The sequence below is a fragment of the Hymenobacter jejuensis genome, assembly GCF_006337165.1.
Classification (GTDB): Bacteria; Bacteroidota; Bacteroidia; order Cytophagales; family Hymenobacteraceae; genus Hymenobacter; species Hymenobacter jejuensis.
Genome location: NZ_CP040896.1, coordinates 3,672,399 through 3,691,055 on the forward strand (window position 1 = coordinate 3,672,399; position 18,657 = coordinate 3,691,055).

The following is an 18,657-nucleotide window of genomic DNA, read 5'->3' on the forward strand; positions in this document are numbered from 1 at the left end:
AGTAGGAGACTCAAAGAAAGAAGAAAATGCCGAAGCATGGTAGTGTGAGCCCAAGGTCACATGAATATGCGATTGAAATGTTGGCTTTTTTTTCCGCACTTGCGAAGGAAAATGGCCGTGCTGTGGATGGGCTAAACAGCACGGCCTCAGGTGGTAGTGTAGCCCTCTCGGATTACTCTTTCAATGCCATGAAACAGATTCATCGCCTCATTAACCTGCTGATGATCGTGGTGCTGCTCGTGCTGCTACTCATCCCGGTAGCGGTCGTATTTGCCCACAAACCAGCGCCCACTGACAAGCCGGCGCAACACGGCAGAACGGCGGTCCGCCTCGTTGTGTTTCACCAAGCTCCAAATAGCTTGGGGGCCACGGGCGTCAATGCGTTGTATCTGGCTTAAAAAAAAGCCCCAACCTCCGGGTTCGGAAGCTAGGGCTTTATATTTATATTGGCTGTAGAGTGCTGTCAGCCAACGGATTAGATTTTTATAAATTACCCCGCAACGCCTGTTCGCGTTCGATGGCTTCGAACAAGGCTTTGAAATTGCCTTTCCCAAAGCTCTTGGCGCCTTTGCGCTGGATGATCTCGTAGAACACCGTCGGGCGGTCTTCTACGGGCTTCGTAAAAATCTGAAGCAGATAGCCTTCTTCATCGCGATCGACGAGCAGGTTCAAGGCCTTAATCGATTCTAGGTCTTCCTCAATGGCCCCTACGCGGTCGAGCAGGTCTTCGTAATACGTTTCGGGCACGCTCAGAAACTCGACGCCCCGGCGGCGCAGCTCCGTTACGGTGCGGCGAATGTCGTGGGTGATGATGGCAATGTGCTGAACGCCAGGCGAATGATAGAAATCGAGATACTCTTCAATCTGCGACTTTTTCTTGCCCTCGGCCGGCTCGTTAATCGGGAATTTGACAAACCCGTTGCCGTTGCTCACCACTTTCGACATCAACGCCGAATACTCCGTGCTGATGTCGTCGTCGTCGAAGGTGATGAGCAGTTTGAAGCCCATCACGTCTTCGTAAAACTTCACCCACTGGTTCATTTCGCCCCAGCCCACGTTGCCCACGCAGTGGTCGATGTACTCGAGGCCCACGGGCTCGCCTTGCGGAACGTTGCTGGTTTTGGCTACGAAGCCGGGCAGAAAGGGCCCGCTGTAGTTGGTGCGCTCGACAAAAGTGTGGATGGTTTCGCCGTAGGTATAAATGCCGGCCAGCGTGACTTCGCCGTGCTCATCCTTAAGGGTATAGGGCTCGAAAGCAGGCTTGGCGCCGCGCTTGGTGGTTTCCTCAAAGGATTTGCGGGCATCGTCGACCCACAGCGCCATCACTTTCACGCCGTCGCTGTGCTGGCGCACGTGCTCCGTAATTTCGGAATCGGGCAGGAGGGAAGTGGTGAGTACCAGCCGGATTTTGCCCTGTTGCAATACGTAGCTGGCGCGGTCGCGCAGACCGGTTTCGGGGCCAGCGTAAGCCACTAGTTGATAGCCGAATGCAGCCTGGTAATAATACGCCGACTGCTTGGCATTGCCGACGTAAAACTCGAGGTGATCGGTGCCGTTGAGCGGGAGAAAATCGTGCGCAGGGTGGGCCTGCACAGCGGGCGAAGTCATGGTTTCCATGGGGTGGGAAATAGGTTGGGTGGCAAAAACGGAATCGAGGTAAAAATAAGGCTTTGTTGCCATACGCTCCACCGGGCAGGGAAGCAGGCGCTACATTTGCCGGACGTGTGTTAGAATTGCAGAATACTTGCCACCTTTGTTTATCCATTTTACGTATCCGTGCTTTTTATGAACACCGAAGACCTCAACCGCGCCCTCGTTACGCTCATCCAGAAGAAGCAGGAGCTTCAGGTGCTGCCCTACAGCGACGACCGCTACGATGATCTGGAGGAGGAACTGCACGACCTTGAAGATGATTTCAACGAACAGTACGGCACTTTCCTCGAAGAAGCCCTCGAAAAAGTTCATGCTGATCTGGGCTCTGATACCGACGTGCTGCTGCCTACGGCCTATCTACCCAGTCGCATCGACGGGGACGTATCACCGAAGGAAGGCGTCTGGATCGATTCGGAGAAGTACCCCAGCAAAGAAGCTCGCCTGACGCTGTTGCCAAACCCCACGCGCGTAATACTCACGGTGGGCAAAACCGTGAAGCAGGAAGTCTGGAAGGCATAAGGCCTTTCACAACCCGCAGAAACGTCCATCCTGCTACGCTCGGCGTAGGAGGATGGACGTTTCTTTTTTTGCATAAACATTTGGTAATCAATGATTTATATAACTGCAGAAATTTCCGACTGGCAGACCGCCCAAACAAACGGCGTTTTTGCCAGTGCCGATCTGAAGGCCGAGGGCTTTATCCATAGTTCCGAACGGCAGCAGGTACTTGAAACGGCCCGGCGGTACTACTCCGGCCGGTCGGACTTACTGCTCCTGGAAATCGACGAAGATCGCTTAGCCACCACTGGCATACGCTTGGAACGCGAGTGGGTGGGCTCGCGTGGCGAAGCGTTTGCCCACGTATTTGGCCCAATTCCGGTCGCGGCCGTGCGACGGCTGTGGCCGTTTTCAGTAGCCTCGAACGGCACAGCCGTACTGCCGCCAGACTTAGAAAAATAGGGCAGTGGAACTACAGGGAGTGAGGTTGCAGAAATGTTGCCAAGCTCTACATTTATAGCTTTTACATTATTTCTACTGTTGTTATGAAATCAATTGTACGTGGTGCCCGCCGTGTTCTGCTGCTGACGAGCGTAGCAGTTGCGGGAAGCTGTGCGCCAGCTACCTATTACCTTTCTATGCAGCCAAATCAAGGCAGCGGAATTTGGCAAGATGGCCACGAACGCGCCATGGCCAGCCGAGATAGCATTCAGGTTAATATGGCGTTCGTCCGCTACGATGACGAAAGCTTGATCTTTGATTTTGATATTCAGAATCAGTCATCCAAACCCGTATTGGTGGCGCCCGAACAATTTAGCTACTCAGCTGTGAACACCACGCTGCATGAAGGCGAACAATACATTGCCTATTATCCCGGTCCGATTAAAGCCGTTAACCCTGAGTTGAAGCTGGATAAGTTGGAGATGGCAGTCGCTTATAACCTGCGCGAGTCGAATAGGGTGATGTTGCTGGCTTCGCCAGAATACGCCAATCAGACGCGCATCTTGCACTCGACTGTTGCTGCACAAGCCCAAACGCAAAAGGAAGAAACCGAAAAGCACATCCTTCGCAAGAATACCCTTGTGCCGGGCCAGGGCATCCACGGGTACGTTTATTTTCCGCGTGCCAACCAAGCCGACCTGCTGCGCATGAGTCTGCCGCTTCGCTCCGAACCGCTCGTAATCGAATATAAGCAGTCGCGTAGCCGAGAGCCTTTGTATTAACGACCTGAAAAGCAAACGCCTCATTACAACGTGGAGTAATGAGGCGTTTGCTGTTGGCAACCGAGGGTTTTACATAAAATCCGCCAATTCAAGCCAGCGCTCGCCCTTTGCATCGAGTTCAGCATCAATGCGTTTGAGCTGGACAGCCCAATCGGCTAGCTCTTGGTGCGAGCCATTGCCCGCATTAAGCTGATTGATAAGCTGTTGCTTTTGCTCCTCCAACCGCTCAATATCCTTTTCCAGCGTTTCGTATTCCTTCTTTTCGGCAAACGAAGCGCGCCGTTTGGGGGCGGCCGCTGGTGCTACTTGCGCCGGAGCCGCCGAAGGTGCTACGCCGGCAGCCGCTTTGGCGGTTTTAGCCATTTCCTTAGCGTATTCGACCGAGTTGTTCTCCTTCTGCCACTCGCGGTAGTCGGTGTAGTTGCCGGGGAATTGCCGAATCTGGCCGCCTGGCTCCAGCACAAACACATGCTCTACCAAGGCATCCATGAAGTAACGATCGTGCGATACAATCAGCAGGCAGCCACTGAAGTTGAGCAGGAAATCCTCTAGGATATTCAACGTGATGATATCCAGGTCGTTGGTAGGCTCGTCAAGAATCAGGAAGTTCGGATTCTTGATGAGCACGCGCAGCAGTTGCAAGCGACGCTTTTCGCCCCCACTCAGCTTGCTGACCAGCGTGTACTGCTGCGCCGGCGGAAACTGAAAATGCTGCAAAAATTGTGAAGCCGTAACTACTTCACCATTAGCCATTTCCACTACTTCGGCTACTTCCTTCACAATGTCGATGACGCGTTGGCTTTCGTCGAATTCCAGCTCGGTCTGGGTGTAGTAGCCAAATACCGTCGTCTGACCGGCATCCACCGCGCCGCTGTCGGGCTGGAGCTTGCCGGTGAGCATGTTCAGCAACGTCGATTTGCCGGCGCCGTTTGGCCCAATCAGGCCAATGCGATCCTTTTTCTTGAACACGTAGCTGAAGTCGTCGAGCACGACTTTGTTGCCGAACTGTTTGTGCAGGTGCTCTACCTCAATGATTTTGCCACCCTGGCGCGTGGTTTTCACCGAAAGCTCCAGTTGTGGACCGCCGATTTTGGTTTTGGCCTTCTCCTGCGTTTCATAGAAAGCGTCGATGCGGGCTTTTTGCTTGGTACCGCGGGCCTGCGGTTGCCGACGCATCCACTCCAATTCTTTGCGGAGCAGGTTGCGGGCTTTTTCTACCTCGGCCACTTCCATTTGCTCGCGCTCGGCTTTCTTCTCCACAAAATAAGAGTAGTTGCCTTGGTAGCGGTGCACTTTGCCCTGGTCGAGCTCCACGATTTCGTTGGCCACCTTGTCCAGGAAGTAGCGGTCGTGGGTAACCATCAGCAGCGTCAGCGATGGCGACGCCAAGCGGTTTTCCAGCCACTCGATCGTGTCAAGATCCAGGTGGTTGGTGGGCTCGTCAAGTATCAGGATTTCAGGCTCTTCGATAAGCACACGGGCCAAGGCCACGCGTTTGCGTTGGCCGCCCGAGAGCTTATCGACGCGGCGTTCCAGCAACTCACCCAGGATGCCCAAGCGGCCCAAGATTTGTTTTACCTGCGCTTCATAGTCCCAGGCGTTGAGGGCGTCCATGCGCTCCATCACGCGCTGTAGGTCGTTGGGCGAGTGTTCTTCTTGATTGAGAACGTGTTCGTAGTCGCGAATGGCGGCCAGCGTATCGTTCTGGCTGGCGAAGATGGTTTGCTCCACTGTCAGACTTTCGTCGAACACGGGCTGTTGGCCCAAGAACGCCACACGAATGTCTTTACGAACGCTAACAGAGCCCGTATCAGGCTGTTCGAGGTTCGCCAGGATGCGTAGAAGGGTAGTTTTACCAGAGCCGTTGATGCCCACCAGGGCTACACGTTGGCCTTGTTGCAACCCAAAATTGAGGTCGCGGAAGAGCCAGCGGTCGGCGTAATTTTTCGAAATGGATTCGGCAGAAAGCAGATTCATGCCGCAAAGGTAACCTCAAATCACCCTTACCCGGTCAACGTGTAAGTCGTCGCGCAGGATTTCGAGGCCTTTGTAAGCCAGCGGCCGCCCGGTGTTGGTGGTCAGCTCGCCGCCGTCGCTGTACTTCTGGGCCACGTCGAGCACTAGTTGGGTGTATTTGCGTTCGCCCAACTCGATGGCAACCGGGCGGCCGCGGCTGGAATCGAAGGTAGCCAGGGCGCGTTCAATTTCTTCCAGTATTGTACTCATGAACGGGGAGTAGAGCGGGCGGATAAGGAATTACAAAGTAAGAATGGGCAATAAATATTAGGAATACAACTTCTGCCAACCAATGCAAATTGGCTCAATACCACGCCCGTGCGCGGTATGGCCTTGTCAAATGTTAAATGTTAGTCGTTACTTGCCCGCCTATGCCTACCTCAACACCCGACCTTAGCACCCGGCCCATCGGAGTTTTCGACAGCGGTATCGGCGGCCTCACCGTCGCGCACGCCGTCAATAAAATGCTGCCCCACGAGCGCCTGATTTACTTCGGCGACACAGCACATCTGCCGTACGGTGACAAATCAACGGCTGCCATTCAGGCGTACAGCATCAAAATCTGCGATTTGCTGCTGCGCCAACACTGCAAAGTCATCCTGATTGCCTGCAATTCGGCCTCGGCCGCGGCCTACGAGTTGGTGCGCGAATATGTAGGCTCGAAAGCGCGCGTGCTCAACGTAATCGACCCAATTGTGGAGCATATCGGCCAAGCCTACGCGGAGCGAAACGTGGGCCTGATCGGCACGAAGCAAACCGTCAACTCCAACGTATACAAGAAGAAAATCGACGACCTCGACGCCGGAGTGCAGCTCCAGTCGCTGGCTACGCCGCTTTTGGTGCCCATGATCGAAGAAGGGTTTTTCAACAACACCATCAGCGACAACATCATCCGCACGTACCTCAACAACCCTGAGCTGAGCAACATCGACGCCTTGGTGCTCGGCTGCACACACTATCCCTTAATTAAGGAGCAAATCGCCGACATTTACCAAGGCAAAGTACAGGTGCTGGATGCTTCAGATGTAGTAGCCAAGCACTTGAAAAAGTATCTGGAAGACAACCACTTAGCAGCAAAACCTACTTCTTTGGCACCGGTACACCACTTTTACGTCTCCGACTTTACCCGCTCGTTTGAAGAAAGCACCCGCATCTTTTTCGGCCAGGAAGTGCATCTGGAGCATTATCCGCTGTGGGAGTAAAAGTAATAAGTAATTGATAATGAGATAATTATGAAAAAGACATACTATCGTTTAGGCGATTGGCGGCGGAATGCTTTGTTGCTCGCCGCCGCTGCGAGCCTAGGGCTGGCGGTATTACCTGCCTGCTCAAGCAACAACGAGCGCCAAGATCCGAACGCCGACGAGTGGAGCGGCGAAACCTACAGCGAAGGCGTCATTACGGAGATAACGGAAGTACAACCCGGCGAGTGGAAAATCACGGCCGAGCGGCCTGCCGGCAAGGAAGAAGTAGCCGCCGTGATGCATCACTTTGATGGCAAGGTAGATACACTCCAGGGCCAGGCTCTGCAACGCCAGATGCAAGACTACAGCCGTCGCTACCCCGAAAACCGGGTAGGCAGCACCGGCATGATGGACGTGCTCATGTGGAGCGGCATTGGCTACATGGCCGGCCGCTACATGACGCCCAACGCGGGATACTATGCCAATCCGGGCCTAGTGCAGCAAAACTCGGCCTGGCGGCAAAATGTAACCCGCGAGCGCGAAACCCAAGGGCGTGGATTCTACGGCCGGGGCTTTTCGGGCAATCGTACATCGCGCACGGCTGGGGTGCGGGAGAGCCGCACATTTTCGCGTTCGGCCTACCGCAGCAGCGCGCCGCGTATGGGGCGTAGCAGCGGGTTTGGAAGCCGTGGCTTCGGTGGTAGAGGCTTTGGCGGGTAAATTGTTGATTACATTGTAGTTATGAGTATGGTTCGGCTTTTGCCGCTTTCGGGCGATGTTGCACCTGCCGTACGCGCGCTGGGTTGGGATTGGGCCATAGAGGAAGCCTGCGAAAATTACGTGGCACGTGAAGCAGTGGCACTTCCAGAAGAGGAAGCCGATACGCTGTTGGCAGCCGCCGATACTTTATATGGGATGCTCGTCCAAGCAATCCCAGACCCTGTTCCGGATGAGCTGCTGCGGTTGCTTGCCATTCCGCCGATGCTTTGGGCTGCCATCCGCCACTCCTGGAACGACGACCGGCATTGGCACCTCTACGGTCGCTTTGATATAGTAAGCACCCCGGAAGGCCCTAAACTGTTGGAATTCAACGCCGATACAGCCACCAGCATCCCCGAAACAGCCGTAGTGCAATGGGCCAGCTTGGTTGCCGCCCGGCAGTCGGAAGATGAGCGCCAAGCCAACAGTTTGTTCGAAGGCTTGGAAGCACAGTTTCGACAATGGCTGACGCTAAACGCTGACCTAGAGGCAAGTCTGCTATTAGTGCATCTACCTGACAGCGCCGAAGACGAAGCGAACTGCACCGTACTAGCCGAGGCCGCGCGGGCTGCTGGTTTCACCGAAGTGCACATTTGCCCCGTCGATGACATGCAGGTATCGGTGGCAGGGGAGGAGCGCGGCGTTTGGGCGCAGGTGGGCCCCGAGCAATGGTTGCGTTTCAGTTTTGTGTTTAAGCTAGTGCCTTGGGAGATCCTGGCCGAGGAAGAGCCTGCTCTAACCACTGATTTAACCCAATTGCTGCTCAGCCGCGACGTAATAATTGCCAACCCTGCTTACGCCTTGCTTTTTCAAAGCAAAGGCATTTTGGCGTGGTTGTGGCAAGTTTATCCGCAGCATCCTTTGCTGCTCGAATCGTCGTTGCAGCCCTTGTCGGGGCATTATGTTCGCAAGCCCTTTTTTGGGCGTGAGGGACAAAATGTGGCTGATATTCATAATGGGTTAACTGTCAATGAAATAGCTGGAGACTACGAAACTCAAGCCCAGGTATACCAACGGCGGGCTGAACTGCCGCTTGACGAGCAGGGAAGGTATTACCAAGCCGGCGTATTTTGGGCTGGCGAAGCCTGCGCGCTAGGGTTTCGCCGCGACAAAGGTTTCATTACCAACTTATCCGAGTTTGTGCCCCACTTGCTTACCTCCTGACTCGAAAATTCGCTCCTCATCGTACAGCGTTGAGTAAGCTTCTGAAAAGCAGTAGTTTATAAAGAAGAACCTTGAATAATTCCTAAATAGTCGATAGCGCCAACTCGACAGTTAAAATATAGAATTCGAAAAAAATAAAGACGTTAAATAATTATAAACACATTTCCCCGTTGGCTTTATAATGTGATTTCATTAGACATAGGTTGTGTATTTAAATAATGCAAATTTTGTAGGCAATTATCATGTTATTTGGAATTGAGATTGGTTTCTTATCTATAGTTGATCTTTGGCAGCGGCAGTTGATTTAAAATCTGAAACCTCTTTCCCTGAACCACAAGCTGCTTCACGTCTTCGCAGACTATATCGAATAGTGATGAGCACACCTATCTAAACAAGGGAAAATGAAAAAATAGTGCTAGTGATTGCACTAGAAAACGTGCAAATTTGTGCCGTGACATTGAATGGATAAATCTGGCTTTGGGTTAAGAGGAGGACTGATGAGAGTGTCAGATAAATGATATTATTGCTCTGGAAACGCAGCTGAAGTCATAAAAATTCGCAGCCTATCTGGCATGAAATATGAAGGCGAGCGCAACCTAATCCACAACAAACGCCAACTTTATACTTTGAATAATTATATTTTATCAAAAAAAATTCCTTGTCCATAAGATTTTGAAATCCGTAAAACACCGCTGATTACAGAATAGTATAAGCGTTTCCTTTCGTAACCTTTCTTTCATTCCATACACATGAAAAACAAATACTTAAGTAACCCAAATCGAGCATTACGACCTCGGGCTTGGGCAATTTTATTGGTGCTTTTGGCCTTGCCCATATTAGGTTGGGCCCAGACATTCACTGAAACCTTCGGGACCAAAGGTCCTGAGTCAGTAAGTGCTGCTAACACTGCTAAGGATTTCGATAATGACTTGCTCACGTTTAGCGGGAATGCATCGTTGATTGCTAGCGACCAATACATTGAGGCTTCACCTGGGTCAGGTGGTTCCTTTGTGTTTTTTGGCGACGTAAATTCAACTAAAGATGGTATTGACGTTGCGTTTCCTACTAACGTCCGTACTCTATCTATACTAGGAATTAACACTACGCAGCTGCAAGCAGCAAGTACAAAGTTGAGCTTCAACTTTTATGTCAACCCTGGTGCTAATACAACACTGGGTAACTTTGTAGTCGAATACCGCACAAGCCAGCAGTTTGGCGCTCCCTACACCACTATTGCGGATGTAAATCTGAATCGCGGTGCAGGATGGAGTAATGTTTCTATTACCAACCCGTTCAATGGTGCGACAGGGAATAGCGTAGAAATTCGATTCCGCCGTTCTGTTGCAGCAAACGAATACATCGCTATTGATGATGTAGTGCTGTCTGGTACTACAAACCCTAACTTCACGGTTTCACCTGCTGACCTTACGTTTCCCGGAACACCAGTAAATGGAACATCGGCTCCGCAAAGTATCTCGGTTGCCGGCAGCGGACTCACAAGTGACATTGCCGTTCAGGCACCTACTGGTTTCCGCATTCGCAAACAAGGCGATGCTGCTTACTTGGCTGAGGGCGCTACGCTCACGCTGACTCGTGCTAATGGCAACATCGACACCAAAGTTGAGGTAGTTTTCAATCCTACGACCCCAACGCCAACTAAGCCAACCGGACAGATTTCATTTGTTGGTGGCGGTGCTACCAGCCGGTTTGTCTCGGTTTCAGGCACCGTCGTTACCCCAAACATTACTGTAAATCCCACAACGTTGACATTTGGCAACGTGGAAGTAAATACGCAGTCTTCGAGCCAATTTATTTCCGTTGTAGGTTCCGATCTCACTGACAACGTCAGCGTTCAGGTTCCAACTGGGTATATATTCCGCAAATCTGGAGATGCAACTTTCTTAGCATCTGGTACAACCCTAACGCTGGTTCAGGCAAGCGGTAGCGTTAATGCTGATGTTGAGATCCGTTTGGCTCCGACAACCATAGGAAATTTCAACGGTAATGTATCGTTCGTAAGCAACGGTGCTACTACACGGTTTGTGGGCGCAACCGGTGCGGGCGTCGCGCCGGCGCCAGTGGTAACGGTTTCGACCACTAACCCGCCTACTGCCAACAGCAATACCATTGGTTTCCCGGATACGCGTATCGGTCGTACTGCTACGCCAGCATCATTTTATGTAAGCGGACAAAATCTGGATAATAACACGGTAACTGTTAGCTCACCATCAAACGAATTTCTGATTCGTTTGGGTCGGTCAGGTGCTTTTGGCTCATCCGTCATCCTGAACGGTACAAACGGCACTTTGGCTGCTACCGAACTACAGGTGCAATTTGCTCCTTCCACAGTAGGGCCGCGCAACGCTACTATCGCTGCATCTTCCGGTACTACTGTTAACTCCATTTTGCAGGTAAGCGGCAATGGCTTAGCAGCCACCAACGAAATCTTCATTACGCCCGATCCCGCTACCCTCGATTTCCAGACGGTATCGTCGAACGGCTCATCGCAAATTCTGACCTTCCAAGTTGGTGCTACCTTAATCGGGACCAACCCTTTGGTGCTAACTCCCGCCAGCTCTACTTCTTCCAACGCCAACATTGAGATTCGGGAAGCGAACGTCGGTGATTTCCAGACCGGCCCGCTCACTTTCCAACCTGTCAACGGCAGCGTAACGGAACGCACTATCGAAGTTCGCCTAACTGGCCCGCTGGCATTGGGTAACTACGAAGGCTCCATCACGGCTTCCAGCAACGGAACCCCAAGCAAAGCAGTGCGTGTAATCGCAAACAGCAACGGTACTTCGGCTACGGTTAGTGCCGACAACACGCTGCAGCCTTTCTCTACAGTTCCGGGCGTAGCATCTGCTACGCAATCTTTCCCAGTAAACGGTCAAGGATTGATTCGTGACATCACGGTGAAAGCCCCCGCTCTATTCCAGATTGCGCTCAACGAAGCAGATTTTGCTGCTCTGAATGGTGCCACTGGAAACACCATTACGGTGGTACGTAACAATGATGCTGGCGACGGCTTCAAAAACCCTGTACCCGTATACGTTCGCTACTTGCCTAGCATTGCTTCTCAACAGCCGGACAGCGGCCCGATAGCGGTTACAAGCGAGCCAGCAATCGGTGCTACAATTCAGGTACAAGGCTATAGCGCTCCTTCGGTCGAAATTCAGTCTTCGATTCCTGAGATCGCAAACGTTGAGATCAACACGTTGTCTAACCCTGTGGCGGTTACAGTGCACGCTGTGCGGGTACGTCAGGCTATCACGGTTTCGGAAGTGCTGACGCAGCCTACGCAGTTTAACAATCCGCTTCAGGATCAGTTTGAGATTTCGCTCAAGCCAGATGCTGACTTTGGTAGCGTTGTTACTTTCAGCCCGGATGCAAGCACGTACAGCATTGATCAGGTAGTGTATGTGCGTTACAAGCCTACTCATATTGGCAATGCAACTTCGAAACTCCAGTTCAGAAGCAGTGACTTTATCAATTCCGGCTTCCAGGATTTCCCAGCAAACGGATCACTGCTCGGCAAAGCACTCGACACACAACCAACAGCACAGACTACCATCAATGTTGTGCGGAATGGCTCAACGGCAACCGTTACCTTCTCGCCTGCGCAGGGCGGTACTATAAACGGTGCCGGCGAAGGTCGTCTGATCATTGCTAGCCTCAGCAACCAGTTGGCCGGTAACAACCAGCCTACTGATGGACAATCATACCTAGCAGCCGATGGAACATTCGGTCAGGGTACGGTGCTGGCAAATGGGTACTTCTCGGTATACACCGGTACGGGTGACCAAGCCATTGTAAAAGGTCTGGATCCAAGTAAGGCTTACTACTTCTACGTGTTCGATTACAACTACGTAGCTACTAACAGCGCTGGTCAGCGTCTATCGGTGCCGGGTGCTGAAAACTACCGCACGCCTACGCCACCTAACCAATTGGTGCCAGTTGATGCCATTATTCCTCCCGATGCAGCGCTGCCTGTTGAGTTGGTATCCTTTACGGCCAAGCTGCGCAACCACCGTGTCGATCTGAACTGGGTGACTGCGATGGAGAAGAACAACAAAGGCTTTGAAGTACAGCGTAGCCAAGACGGCAAAACCTTCTCGACTATCCTGTTCAAAGAAGGCCACGGCAATAGCTCTAATAAGATCACTTATACCGCTGTTGACCAAGAGCCCCTGTTTGGTACTTCTTACTACCGCCTGAACCAAATCGATGCAGATGGCAAGTCCACTCTCTCATCAGTTGTCAGCGTTACAAACGGCGGCAGCGGTGAAGTGTCACTCTACCCAAACCCTGCGCACGATGTGGTAAACATCCGCTTGGCAGGCTCGACCGAAGGTGTAACGGTACGCATCTCCGATCTGACTGGTCGCGCCGTACGTCGTCAGGTGTTAAGTGCTGATGGCCAGTTGAATGTAAGCGACTTGCAAGCCGGTACCTACATCGTAACCATCGGTGAGGGTGCTCAGAAAGTCACTCGTAAGATTGTTAAGGAGTAACGCCCTTCTTACATCGTTTTCAAACAAAAGGCCTCCCAATCGGGAGGCCTTTTGTTTGAAAACATACACATGTAACTATTTGATAATAAGGTACTTATGAATTTAGACTCCGTAGCTGCTGCTGCTTAAGCAAGGAGAGTTAGACTACGGAGTAGTTCAAAATACTGATACACTCACCAACGCAAAAGCCCGACCAATTGGTCGGGCTTTTGCGTTGAGATAGCGCTATATAAAGTTTGCTACACCGAGAAGCTTTCGCCGCAACCGCAGGTACGCGATGCGTTGGGGTTGTCGAAAAAGAAGCCTTTGCCGTTCAGGCCGTCGGAGAAGTCGAGCTGAGTACCAGCGAGATAGAGGAAGCTTTTCATATCCACTACCACGCGAACGCCTTTGTCTTCGAACTCCTGGTCCATGGGCTTCACTTCGTTATCGAAATCAAGCTTGTACGACAAACCCGAGCAGCCACCACCGGCCACCGAAGCACGTAGGCGGTACGTTTCGTCGAGGCTGGCATCAGCCATAAGGCGCTCGACCTTTTCTTTGGCTTTATCAGAAACAGTGATCATAACAGTTGTCAAGTGTTAGTTGCCGGTTGTCAACAAAATACCAACAGTAGCAAAAGCGCTGGTGGTTCTGCATTGACAACAAATAACTAAGAAGAAGGATTCAGAACCACGCTAAACACCGTAATGGTATTGAGGTCGCGGCCGTAATAAAGCTTATCCAGTGCTTCGTAGGCGTTGTGAGCCCGAAAATAGGACGTCTGCAACTCTTTGTCGCCGCGCGCCCGCCACTGAATGGTATAGGAGCTTTCGGTATCACGGAAGCCCTTGACATAAGCCAGCATTTTGCGCAGCACGTCGAGCTTGTCATAGCCCGTTTCGTAGCGAAACAGAAAGCTCTGGTGGTGTCTGGGATTTACCGTAACCAAATCCAACCGAGTCTGCCCGTCCAGTTGCCGAAACTCAAAAAGCAGGTTGCCGGGCGGCATGCCCAAATGCTCTTCTATCTGCCGCTGGATGCGTGCACTCTCAACGTGGACGTCGGTGGGGGTAACTTCCATGGCTTAGCAGTTGCCCATTACGAATTGTGAGTTGCCAGCTATCCGTTGCGAAACAGAAGGCCAGCAACTCACAACGGGTAATAGCTTAGTGATGCGTCTTGGCTTCTTCGAAAGCAGGCAGACCGTTCTTCACGCGGTAGTCGTTGATGGCCGACTTAATGGCATCTTCAGCCAATACCGAGCAGTGGATTTTAACGGGCGGCAAGGCCAGCTCTTCCACAATCTCCATGTTGTCGATGGCGAGGGCCTCGTCGATGCTCTTGCCTTTCAGCCATTCGGTGGCCAACGACGACGAAGCAATGGCCGAGCCACAACCAAAGGTTTTGAATTTAGCGTCGGTGATGGTGTTGGTGGTTTCGTCCACTTCGATTTGGAGACGCATTACGTCGCCGCACTCAGGTGCACCTACCAAGCCAGTACCCACATTCTTTTTGCTCTTATCCAGCGTGCCCACGTTGCGGGGATTGCTGTAATGATCGATTACTTTATCGGAGTAAGCCATTGTCTTGATGAAAAATGATGAATGAAGAAGGAGGAATGATAAAAGTGAGGGTCATCGCTTCACTCCCTCATTCCCGATTCGATCTTAATGTTCTGCCCACTCAATCTTGCTGAGGTCGACGCCTTCTTTGAACATCTCCCACAGCGGCGACATTTCGCGCAGCTTGGTTACGGCTTCTTTTACGTGGTTGATAGCGTAATCAACTTGCTCGTCGGTAGTGAAACGGCTCAGGCCGAATCGCAAAGACGAGTGCGCCAGATCGTCGCTAAGGCCCAGTGCCTTAAGTACGTAAGATGGCTCCAAAGAAGCTGAGGTACAAGCCGAGCCGGAAGATACGGCAATGTCTTTTACACCCATCATCAGGCCTTCACCTTCTACGTACTTGAAAGAAATGTTGGTAGTGTGCGGCAAGCGGTGCTCACGCGAACCGTTGACGTAGCTTTCTTCCAACGTGAGCAATTCGCGCTCCAAGCGGTCGCGCATGGCGCTGATACGCTGCGAGTCACTTTCCATTTCGAGGCGGCAGAGTTCGCATGCTTTGCCAAGCCCTACAATGCCGGGAACGTTGAGCGTGCCCGAACGCATGCCGCGCTCGTGGCCGCCACCGTCCATCTGGGCGGTAACTTTCACCCGCGGGGCTTTACGGCGAACATACAGTGCGCCTACGCCTTTGGGGCCGTACATTTTATGGCCGCTGAAGGCCATCAGGTCAATACCGTCGGCGTTTACGTCTACCGGAATCTTACCTACGGCCTGCGTAGCGTCCGTCATAAACAGCGCGCCGTGCTGCTTGGCAATGCGGGAGATCTCTTTAACCGGCTGAATAACACCTACTTCGTTGTTGGCATACATGATGCACACCAGAATGGTCTGGGGCGTCATGGCAGCTTCCAACTCGGTGAGGCTAATTAGGCCTTCTTCGTTAACGGGCAGGTACGTTACCCGAGCACCCAGCTTTTCGAGGTGCTTGCAGGTGTCGAGAACGGCTTTGTGTTCAGTCGTAGCCGTGATGATGTGGTTGCCTTTCTGGGCATACATCTCGAACACACCTTTAATGCCCAAGTTGTCGGATTCGGTAGCGCCCGAGGTGAAGATGATCTCCTTAGGGTCGCATTTAATCAGGGCAGCAATCTGTTCGCGGGCATAATCCACGGCTTCCTCAGCAGCCCAGCCAAACGGGTGGTTACGGGACGCGGCGTTGCCAAATACCTCGGTGAGGTATGGCATCATGGCTTCCAGAACGCGCGGGTCCAGCGGAGTAGTCGCGTTGTTATCGAAGTAAATAGGTAGCTTGAGCATGGCTCGGAGTTGGTAAATCAGCAGAAACCAAAGGAGAACGATTCTCCGGTAGAACACAAAAACCAGCGAACAGGTTTTACTTTGCTTTGCAAAAGTAGAAAGAATCCAAACAAGCCGCGCAACTTAGCGCGCCACTTCTCGCATGCTCACCAACTTAGAACACCTCGGCTTGGCCGTACAGGATCTTGAAGCAGCCACTGCGCTCTATACAACGCTACTCGGCGAACCGCCTTATAAACGCGAACATGTTGCCAGTGAGGGTGTTGACACAGTGTTTTTTAAAGTTGGCGGTTCCAAAATTGAGTTGCTAGCAGGCACAACGCCGGAGAGCGCCATCACAAAATATTTGGCCAAGAAAGGCGAGGGCATTCACCACGTCGCCTTCGAAGTAGCTGACATCCGAGTTACAATGGCGCGGTTGCGCGAGCAGGGGTTTGTGTTGCTCAACAAAGAACCTAAACGAGGCGCCGACAACAAGCTCGTATGCTTTGTGCACCCAAAGAGCGCGGCGGGCGTATTGGTAGAACTATGCCAGGAAATCGGGTAGGGAACGGCTCATTGTAGCTGTATTATATAACTGATTCATAATCAACTATATGACGCTTTTTCAGCAGGAAGTAGAAATGGCCGTAGATGCCTTGCTCATGCAGCAAGTTATTCTGTACCCGACCGATACGGTGTGGGGCTTAGGCTGTGATGCCGAAGTGCCGCGGGCGGTGGAGCGCTTGTATAAGCTGAAAGGCCGCCCGGAAGACAAGCCCAGCATCGTGCTGGTCGCTGACCTGGACATGATGCACCGATACGCTTCGGCAGTACCCGATGGGCTGGCTGAGTTGCTGGCTGCCCAGACGCGCCCTACCACTTATTTACTGCCGGCCTCGAAGCAAGTGGCTCCACTGCTTGTAGCGTCCGATGGCACCATCGGGCTGCGCATTGCACAGGATGAGTTTTGCCACAAAGTAGTGCGCCGACTGGGGCACGGCTTGGTATCTACCTCGGCCAACCTCAGCGGCAATCCAACGCCCGCTACCTACGCGCAAGTCGATCCGCTGATAATTAGAAAGGCAGATTACGTCGTGAGCTGGCGCCAAGACGATACCACAACCGTCGCGCCGTCGCGCGTAGTGCGCTTAGCCGCTGATGGAAGGCTGGAAGTAGTGCGGGAATAAACCTCTATGCTTTGCTAGTAGGATAAATAGGAGCGATGATGGGCAAGGCGATAAATCTCCCAAAATCGGAGTTCTTACCTTTGCGGCCGTTTGGCAATCCCTCGTCGCTCATGAAATCTCCGCAACTCCCTGATCTTCCGTTGTTCCAAACCATTGCCGAAGCCGCCGGCGAACTGGCGTATCCGGCTTATGTAATCGGTGGATTTGTGCGCGACTTAGCCCTGGAGCGACCTAGCAAAGACGTGGACGTTGTATGCGTGGGCGATGGTATTAAGCTTGCCCAAGCCGTGGGCCGAAAATTGCCCAACAAACCCCGCGTAACGGTTTTCAAAAACTTCGGGACGGCTATGCTGCCCACGCCGGAGGTCGAAATCGAATTTGTGGGCGCCCGCAAGGAAAGCTACCGCGCCGAGTCGCGTAAGCCCGAGGTAGAAGCGGGCACCTTGGAAGAAGACCTGGCCCGTAGGGACTTTACAATCAACGCGTTAGGGTTGAGCCTAAACCCGCAGGATTTTGGGGCGCTCGTCGATCGGTACGATGGCATGGGCGACTTACGGCGCAAAACCATTCGCACGCCCCTCGACCCGGATATTACGTTTTCCGACGATCCGTTGCGCATGATGCGCGCCATCCGGTTTGCCGCGCAACTCAATTTCGACATCGACCCCGATACCTACGACGCACTGGCTCGCAATAAGGAGCGCATCAAAATTGTATCGCAGGAGCGCATCACCGACGAGCTGAACAAGATCATTATGGCGCCGAAGCCAAGCTATGGCTTCAAATTGCTGTTTCAGTCGGGATTATTGCAGCTTATCTTCCCCAAGATGGCGCAACTCTACGGCGTCGAGCGGGTGGGGCAGCACGCCCACAAAGACAATTTCTACCACACTTTGCAAGTACTTGATAATGTGGTAGTTGCGGGCGGTGATCTGTGGCTGCGCTGGGCCGCCATCCTGCACGATATTGCCAAGCCGGCTACCAAACGCCTCGACCCAAAAATAGGCTGGACGTTTCATGGCCACGAAGACAAAGGCGCGCGGTGGGTTCCGCAGATTTTCACTGAGCTGAAGCTACCGCTGGGCGAAGAAATGCGCCAGGTGCAAAAGCTGGTTCGGCTGCACTTGCGGCCAATTGCGCTGGTAAAGGAAACCGTAACCGACTCAGCCGTAAGACGTTTGCTATTTGAGGCCGGTGACGAGATCGATCGGTTGATGACGCTGTGCCGCGCCGACATTACCAGCAAAGACCACAACCGGGTGCAGCGCTACCTGCGCAACTTCGACGTGGTGGAGCAAAAGCTGAAGGAGGTAGAGGAGAAAGACCACCTGCGCAACTTCAAGCCCGTGATTACGGGCGAAGTCATTATGGAAACGTTCGGCCTGAAACCTTCGCGTGAGGTAGGCGAACTCAAAGACGCATTGTTGGAAGCCATCCTCGACGGGAAGGTCCGAAACGAATTTGAGGAAGCCTTTGCCTTCCTGTTGCAGCTAGGAAAGGCAAAAGGGCTTCCTCCGGGTCAACCTTTCACTCACCAAAAGACCCAATAACTCGCGAATTGTTTAGAAAAGATGCCAGTCGGTACCGGTAGGTTGCCCGGCTGGCATCTTATT

Annotated in this window: 18 protein-coding genes; 11 read left to right on the forward strand and 7 right to left on the reverse strand. The window is 52.6% G+C overall.

Annotated features, from left to right (window positions below):
* Positions 1–188 precede the first annotated feature (188 nt).
* Entirely contained in the window at positions 189–398 is a 210-nt protein-coding gene (locus FHG12_RS15295) for a hypothetical protein (RefSeq protein ID WP_139516552.1), read from the forward strand.
* An 85-nt stretch (positions 399–483) separates the two neighbouring features.
* Here FHG12_RS15295 and hppD read toward each other — a convergent pair whose 3' ends face one another.
* Positions 484–1,617, reverse strand: a complete 1,134-nt coding sequence (hppD, locus tag FHG12_RS15300; RefSeq protein ID WP_139517849.1) for a 4-hydroxyphenylpyruvate dioxygenase — start codon at positions 1,615–1,617, stop codon at positions 484–486.
* A 168-nt stretch (positions 1,618–1,785) separates the two neighbouring features.
* Here hppD and FHG12_RS15305 point away from each other — a divergent pair, with 168 nt between their 5' ends.
* The 3 genes from FHG12_RS15305 (at position 1,786) to FHG12_RS15315 (ending at position 3,374) form a co-directional block, all read left to right on the forward strand.
* Positions 1,786–2,172 (forward strand): hypothetical protein, encoded by a 387-nt coding sequence (locus FHG12_RS15305; RefSeq protein ID WP_139516553.1) that lies wholly within the window; start codon positions 1,786–1,788, stop codon positions 2,170–2,172.
* A 90-nt stretch (positions 2,173–2,262) separates the two neighbouring features.
* A complete protein-coding gene (locus tag FHG12_RS15310) occupies positions 2,263–2,613 on the forward strand; it encodes a DUF952 domain-containing protein (RefSeq protein WP_139516554.1) in 351 nt (116 codons plus the stop codon).
* Between the two features lie 83 nt (positions 2,614–2,696).
* Positions 2,697–3,374: a hypothetical protein gene (locus FHG12_RS15315; protein ID WP_139516555.1), complete on the forward strand. Its 678-nt coding sequence runs from the start codon at positions 2,697–2,699 to the stop codon at positions 3,372–3,374.
* Between the two features lie 69 nt (positions 3,375–3,443).
* On the opposite strand, the gene FHG12_RS15320 is transcribed toward FHG12_RS15315, so the two are convergent.
* Positions 3,444–5,351 (reverse strand): ABC-F family ATP-binding cassette domain-containing protein, encoded by a 1,908-nt coding sequence (locus FHG12_RS15320; RefSeq protein WP_139516556.1) that lies wholly within the window; start codon positions 5,349–5,351, stop codon positions 3,444–3,446.
* 15 nt (positions 5,352–5,366) lie between these two features.
* Entirely contained in the window at positions 5,367–5,600 is a 234-nt protein-coding gene (locus FHG12_RS15325) for a hypothetical protein (protein ID WP_139516557.1), read from the reverse strand.
* A gap of 161 nt (positions 5,601–5,761) precedes the next feature.
* Between FHG12_RS15325 and murI the strand changes: the two genes are divergently transcribed.
* The 4 genes from murI to FHG12_RS15345 all read left to right on the forward strand — a co-directional run bounded on the left by murI (position 5,762) and on the right by FHG12_RS15345 (position 13,011).
* Entirely contained in the window at positions 5,762–6,592 is an 831-nt protein-coding gene (murI, locus tag FHG12_RS15330; RefSeq protein WP_139516558.1) for a glutamate racemase, read from the forward strand.
* Between the two features lie 30 nt (positions 6,593–6,622).
* Positions 6,623–7,294: a hypothetical protein gene (locus FHG12_RS15335; protein ID WP_139516559.1), complete on the forward strand. Its 672-nt coding sequence runs from the start codon at positions 6,623–6,625 to the stop codon at positions 7,292–7,294.
* A 27-nt stretch (positions 7,295–7,321) separates the two neighbouring features.
* Complete coding sequence (locus FHG12_RS15340; protein ID WP_139516560.1) at positions 7,322–8,497, forward strand: glutathionylspermidine synthase family protein; 1,176 nt, start codon at positions 7,322–7,324, stop codon at positions 8,495–8,497.
* Between the two features lie 749 nt (positions 8,498–9,246).
* Positions 9,247–13,011 (forward strand): T9SS type A sorting domain-containing protein, encoded by a 3,765-nt coding sequence (locus FHG12_RS15345; protein WP_139516561.1) that lies wholly within the window; start codon positions 9,247–9,249, stop codon positions 13,009–13,011.
* A gap of 239 nt (positions 13,012–13,250) precedes the next feature.
* Here FHG12_RS15345 and FHG12_RS15350 read toward each other — a convergent pair whose 3' ends face one another.
* The 4 genes from FHG12_RS15350 to FHG12_RS15365 all read right to left on the reverse strand — a co-directional run bounded on the left by FHG12_RS15350 (position 13,251) and on the right by FHG12_RS15365 (position 15,875).
* Complete coding sequence (locus tag FHG12_RS15350) at positions 13,251–13,577, reverse strand: HesB/IscA family protein (RefSeq protein ID WP_139516562.1); 327 nt, start codon at positions 13,575–13,577, stop codon at positions 13,251–13,253.
* Between the two features lie 86 nt (positions 13,578–13,663).
* Positions 13,664–14,074 (reverse strand): hypothetical protein, encoded by a 411-nt coding sequence (locus FHG12_RS15355; RefSeq protein ID WP_139516563.1) that lies wholly within the window; start codon positions 14,072–14,074, stop codon positions 13,664–13,666.
* 85 nt (positions 14,075–14,159) lie between these two features.
* Entirely contained in the window at positions 14,160–14,576 is a 417-nt protein-coding gene (iscU, locus tag FHG12_RS15360) for a Fe-S cluster assembly scaffold IscU (RefSeq protein ID WP_139516564.1), read from the reverse strand.
* A gap of 84 nt (positions 14,577–14,660) precedes the next feature.
* Positions 14,661–15,875, reverse strand: a complete 1,215-nt coding sequence (locus FHG12_RS15365) for an IscS subfamily cysteine desulfurase (RefSeq protein WP_139516565.1) — start codon at positions 15,873–15,875, stop codon at positions 14,661–14,663.
* A 142-nt stretch (positions 15,876–16,017) separates the two neighbouring features.
* Here FHG12_RS15365 and mce point away from each other — a divergent pair, with 142 nt between their 5' ends.
* From mce to FHG12_RS15380, 3 genes are all read left to right on the forward strand, one after another.
* Complete coding sequence (mce, locus tag FHG12_RS15370; protein WP_139516566.1) at positions 16,018–16,422, forward strand: methylmalonyl-CoA epimerase; 405 nt, start codon at positions 16,018–16,020, stop codon at positions 16,420–16,422.
* A gap of 49 nt (positions 16,423–16,471) precedes the next feature.
* Positions 16,472–17,044: an L-threonylcarbamoyladenylate synthase gene (locus FHG12_RS15375; RefSeq protein WP_139516567.1), complete on the forward strand. Its 573-nt coding sequence runs from the start codon at positions 16,472–16,474 to the stop codon at positions 17,042–17,044.
* A gap of 110 nt (positions 17,045–17,154) precedes the next feature.
* Positions 17,155–18,594: a CCA tRNA nucleotidyltransferase gene (locus FHG12_RS15380; protein WP_139516568.1), complete on the forward strand. Its 1,440-nt coding sequence runs from the start codon at positions 17,155–17,157 to the stop codon at positions 18,592–18,594.
* The last annotated feature ends 63 nt before the right edge of the window (positions 18,595–18,657 follow it).

Bases quoted from the DNA above. Each gene is read 5' to 3' on its own strand.
- FHG12_RS15295 (WP_139516552.1), top strand. From the start codon at position 189: ATGAAACAGATTCATCGCCTCATTAACCTGCTGATGATCGTGGTGCTG.
- hppD (WP_139517849.1), bottom strand. From the start codon at position 1,617: ATGGAAACCATGACTTCGCCCGCTGTGCAGGCCCACCCTGCGCACGAT.
- FHG12_RS15305 (WP_139516553.1), top strand. From the start codon at position 1,786: ATGAACACCGAAGACCTCAACCGCGCCCTCGTTACGCTCATCCAGAAG.
- FHG12_RS15310 (WP_139516554.1), top strand. From the start codon at position 2,263: ATGATTTATATAACTGCAGAAATTTCCGACTGGCAGACCGCCCAAACA.
- FHG12_RS15315 (WP_139516555.1), top strand. From the start codon at position 2,697: ATGAAATCAATTGTACGTGGTGCCCGCCGTGTTCTGCTGCTGACGAGC.
- FHG12_RS15320 (WP_139516556.1), bottom strand. From the start codon at position 5,351: ATGAATCTGCTTTCTGCCGAATCCATTTCGAAAAATTACGCCGACCGC.
- FHG12_RS15325 (WP_139516557.1), bottom strand. From the start codon at position 5,600: ATGAGTACAATACTGGAAGAAATTGAACGCGCCCTGGCTACCTTCGAT.
- murI (WP_139516558.1), top strand. From the start codon at position 5,762: ATGCCTACCTCAACACCCGACCTTAGCACCCGGCCCATCGGAGTTTTC.
- FHG12_RS15335 (WP_139516559.1), top strand. From the start codon at position 6,623: ATGAAAAAGACATACTATCGTTTAGGCGATTGGCGGCGGAATGCTTTG.
- FHG12_RS15340 (WP_139516560.1), top strand. From the start codon at position 7,322: ATGGTTCGGCTTTTGCCGCTTTCGGGCGATGTTGCACCTGCCGTACGC.
- FHG12_RS15345 (WP_139516561.1), top strand. From the start codon at position 9,247: ATGAAAAACAAATACTTAAGTAACCCAAATCGAGCATTACGACCTCGG.
- FHG12_RS15350 (WP_139516562.1), bottom strand. From the start codon at position 13,577: ATGATCACTGTTTCTGATAAAGCCAAAGAAAAGGTCGAGCGCCTTATG.
- FHG12_RS15355 (WP_139516563.1), bottom strand. From the start codon at position 14,074: ATGGAAGTTACCCCCACCGACGTCCACGTTGAGAGTGCACGCATCCAG.
- iscU (WP_139516564.1), bottom strand. From the start codon at position 14,576: ATGGCTTACTCCGATAAAGTAATCGATCATTACAGCAATCCCCGCAAC.
- FHG12_RS15365 (WP_139516565.1), bottom strand. From the start codon at position 15,875: ATGCTCAAGCTACCTATTTACTTCGATAACAACGCGACTACTCCGCTG.
- mce (WP_139516566.1), top strand. From the start codon at position 16,018: ATGCTCACCAACTTAGAACACCTCGGCTTGGCCGTACAGGATCTTGAA.
- FHG12_RS15375 (WP_139516567.1), top strand. From the start codon at position 16,472: ATGACGCTTTTTCAGCAGGAAGTAGAAATGGCCGTAGATGCCTTGCTC.
- FHG12_RS15380 (WP_139516568.1), top strand. From the start codon at position 17,155: ATGAAATCTCCGCAACTCCCTGATCTTCCGTTGTTCCAAACCATTGCC.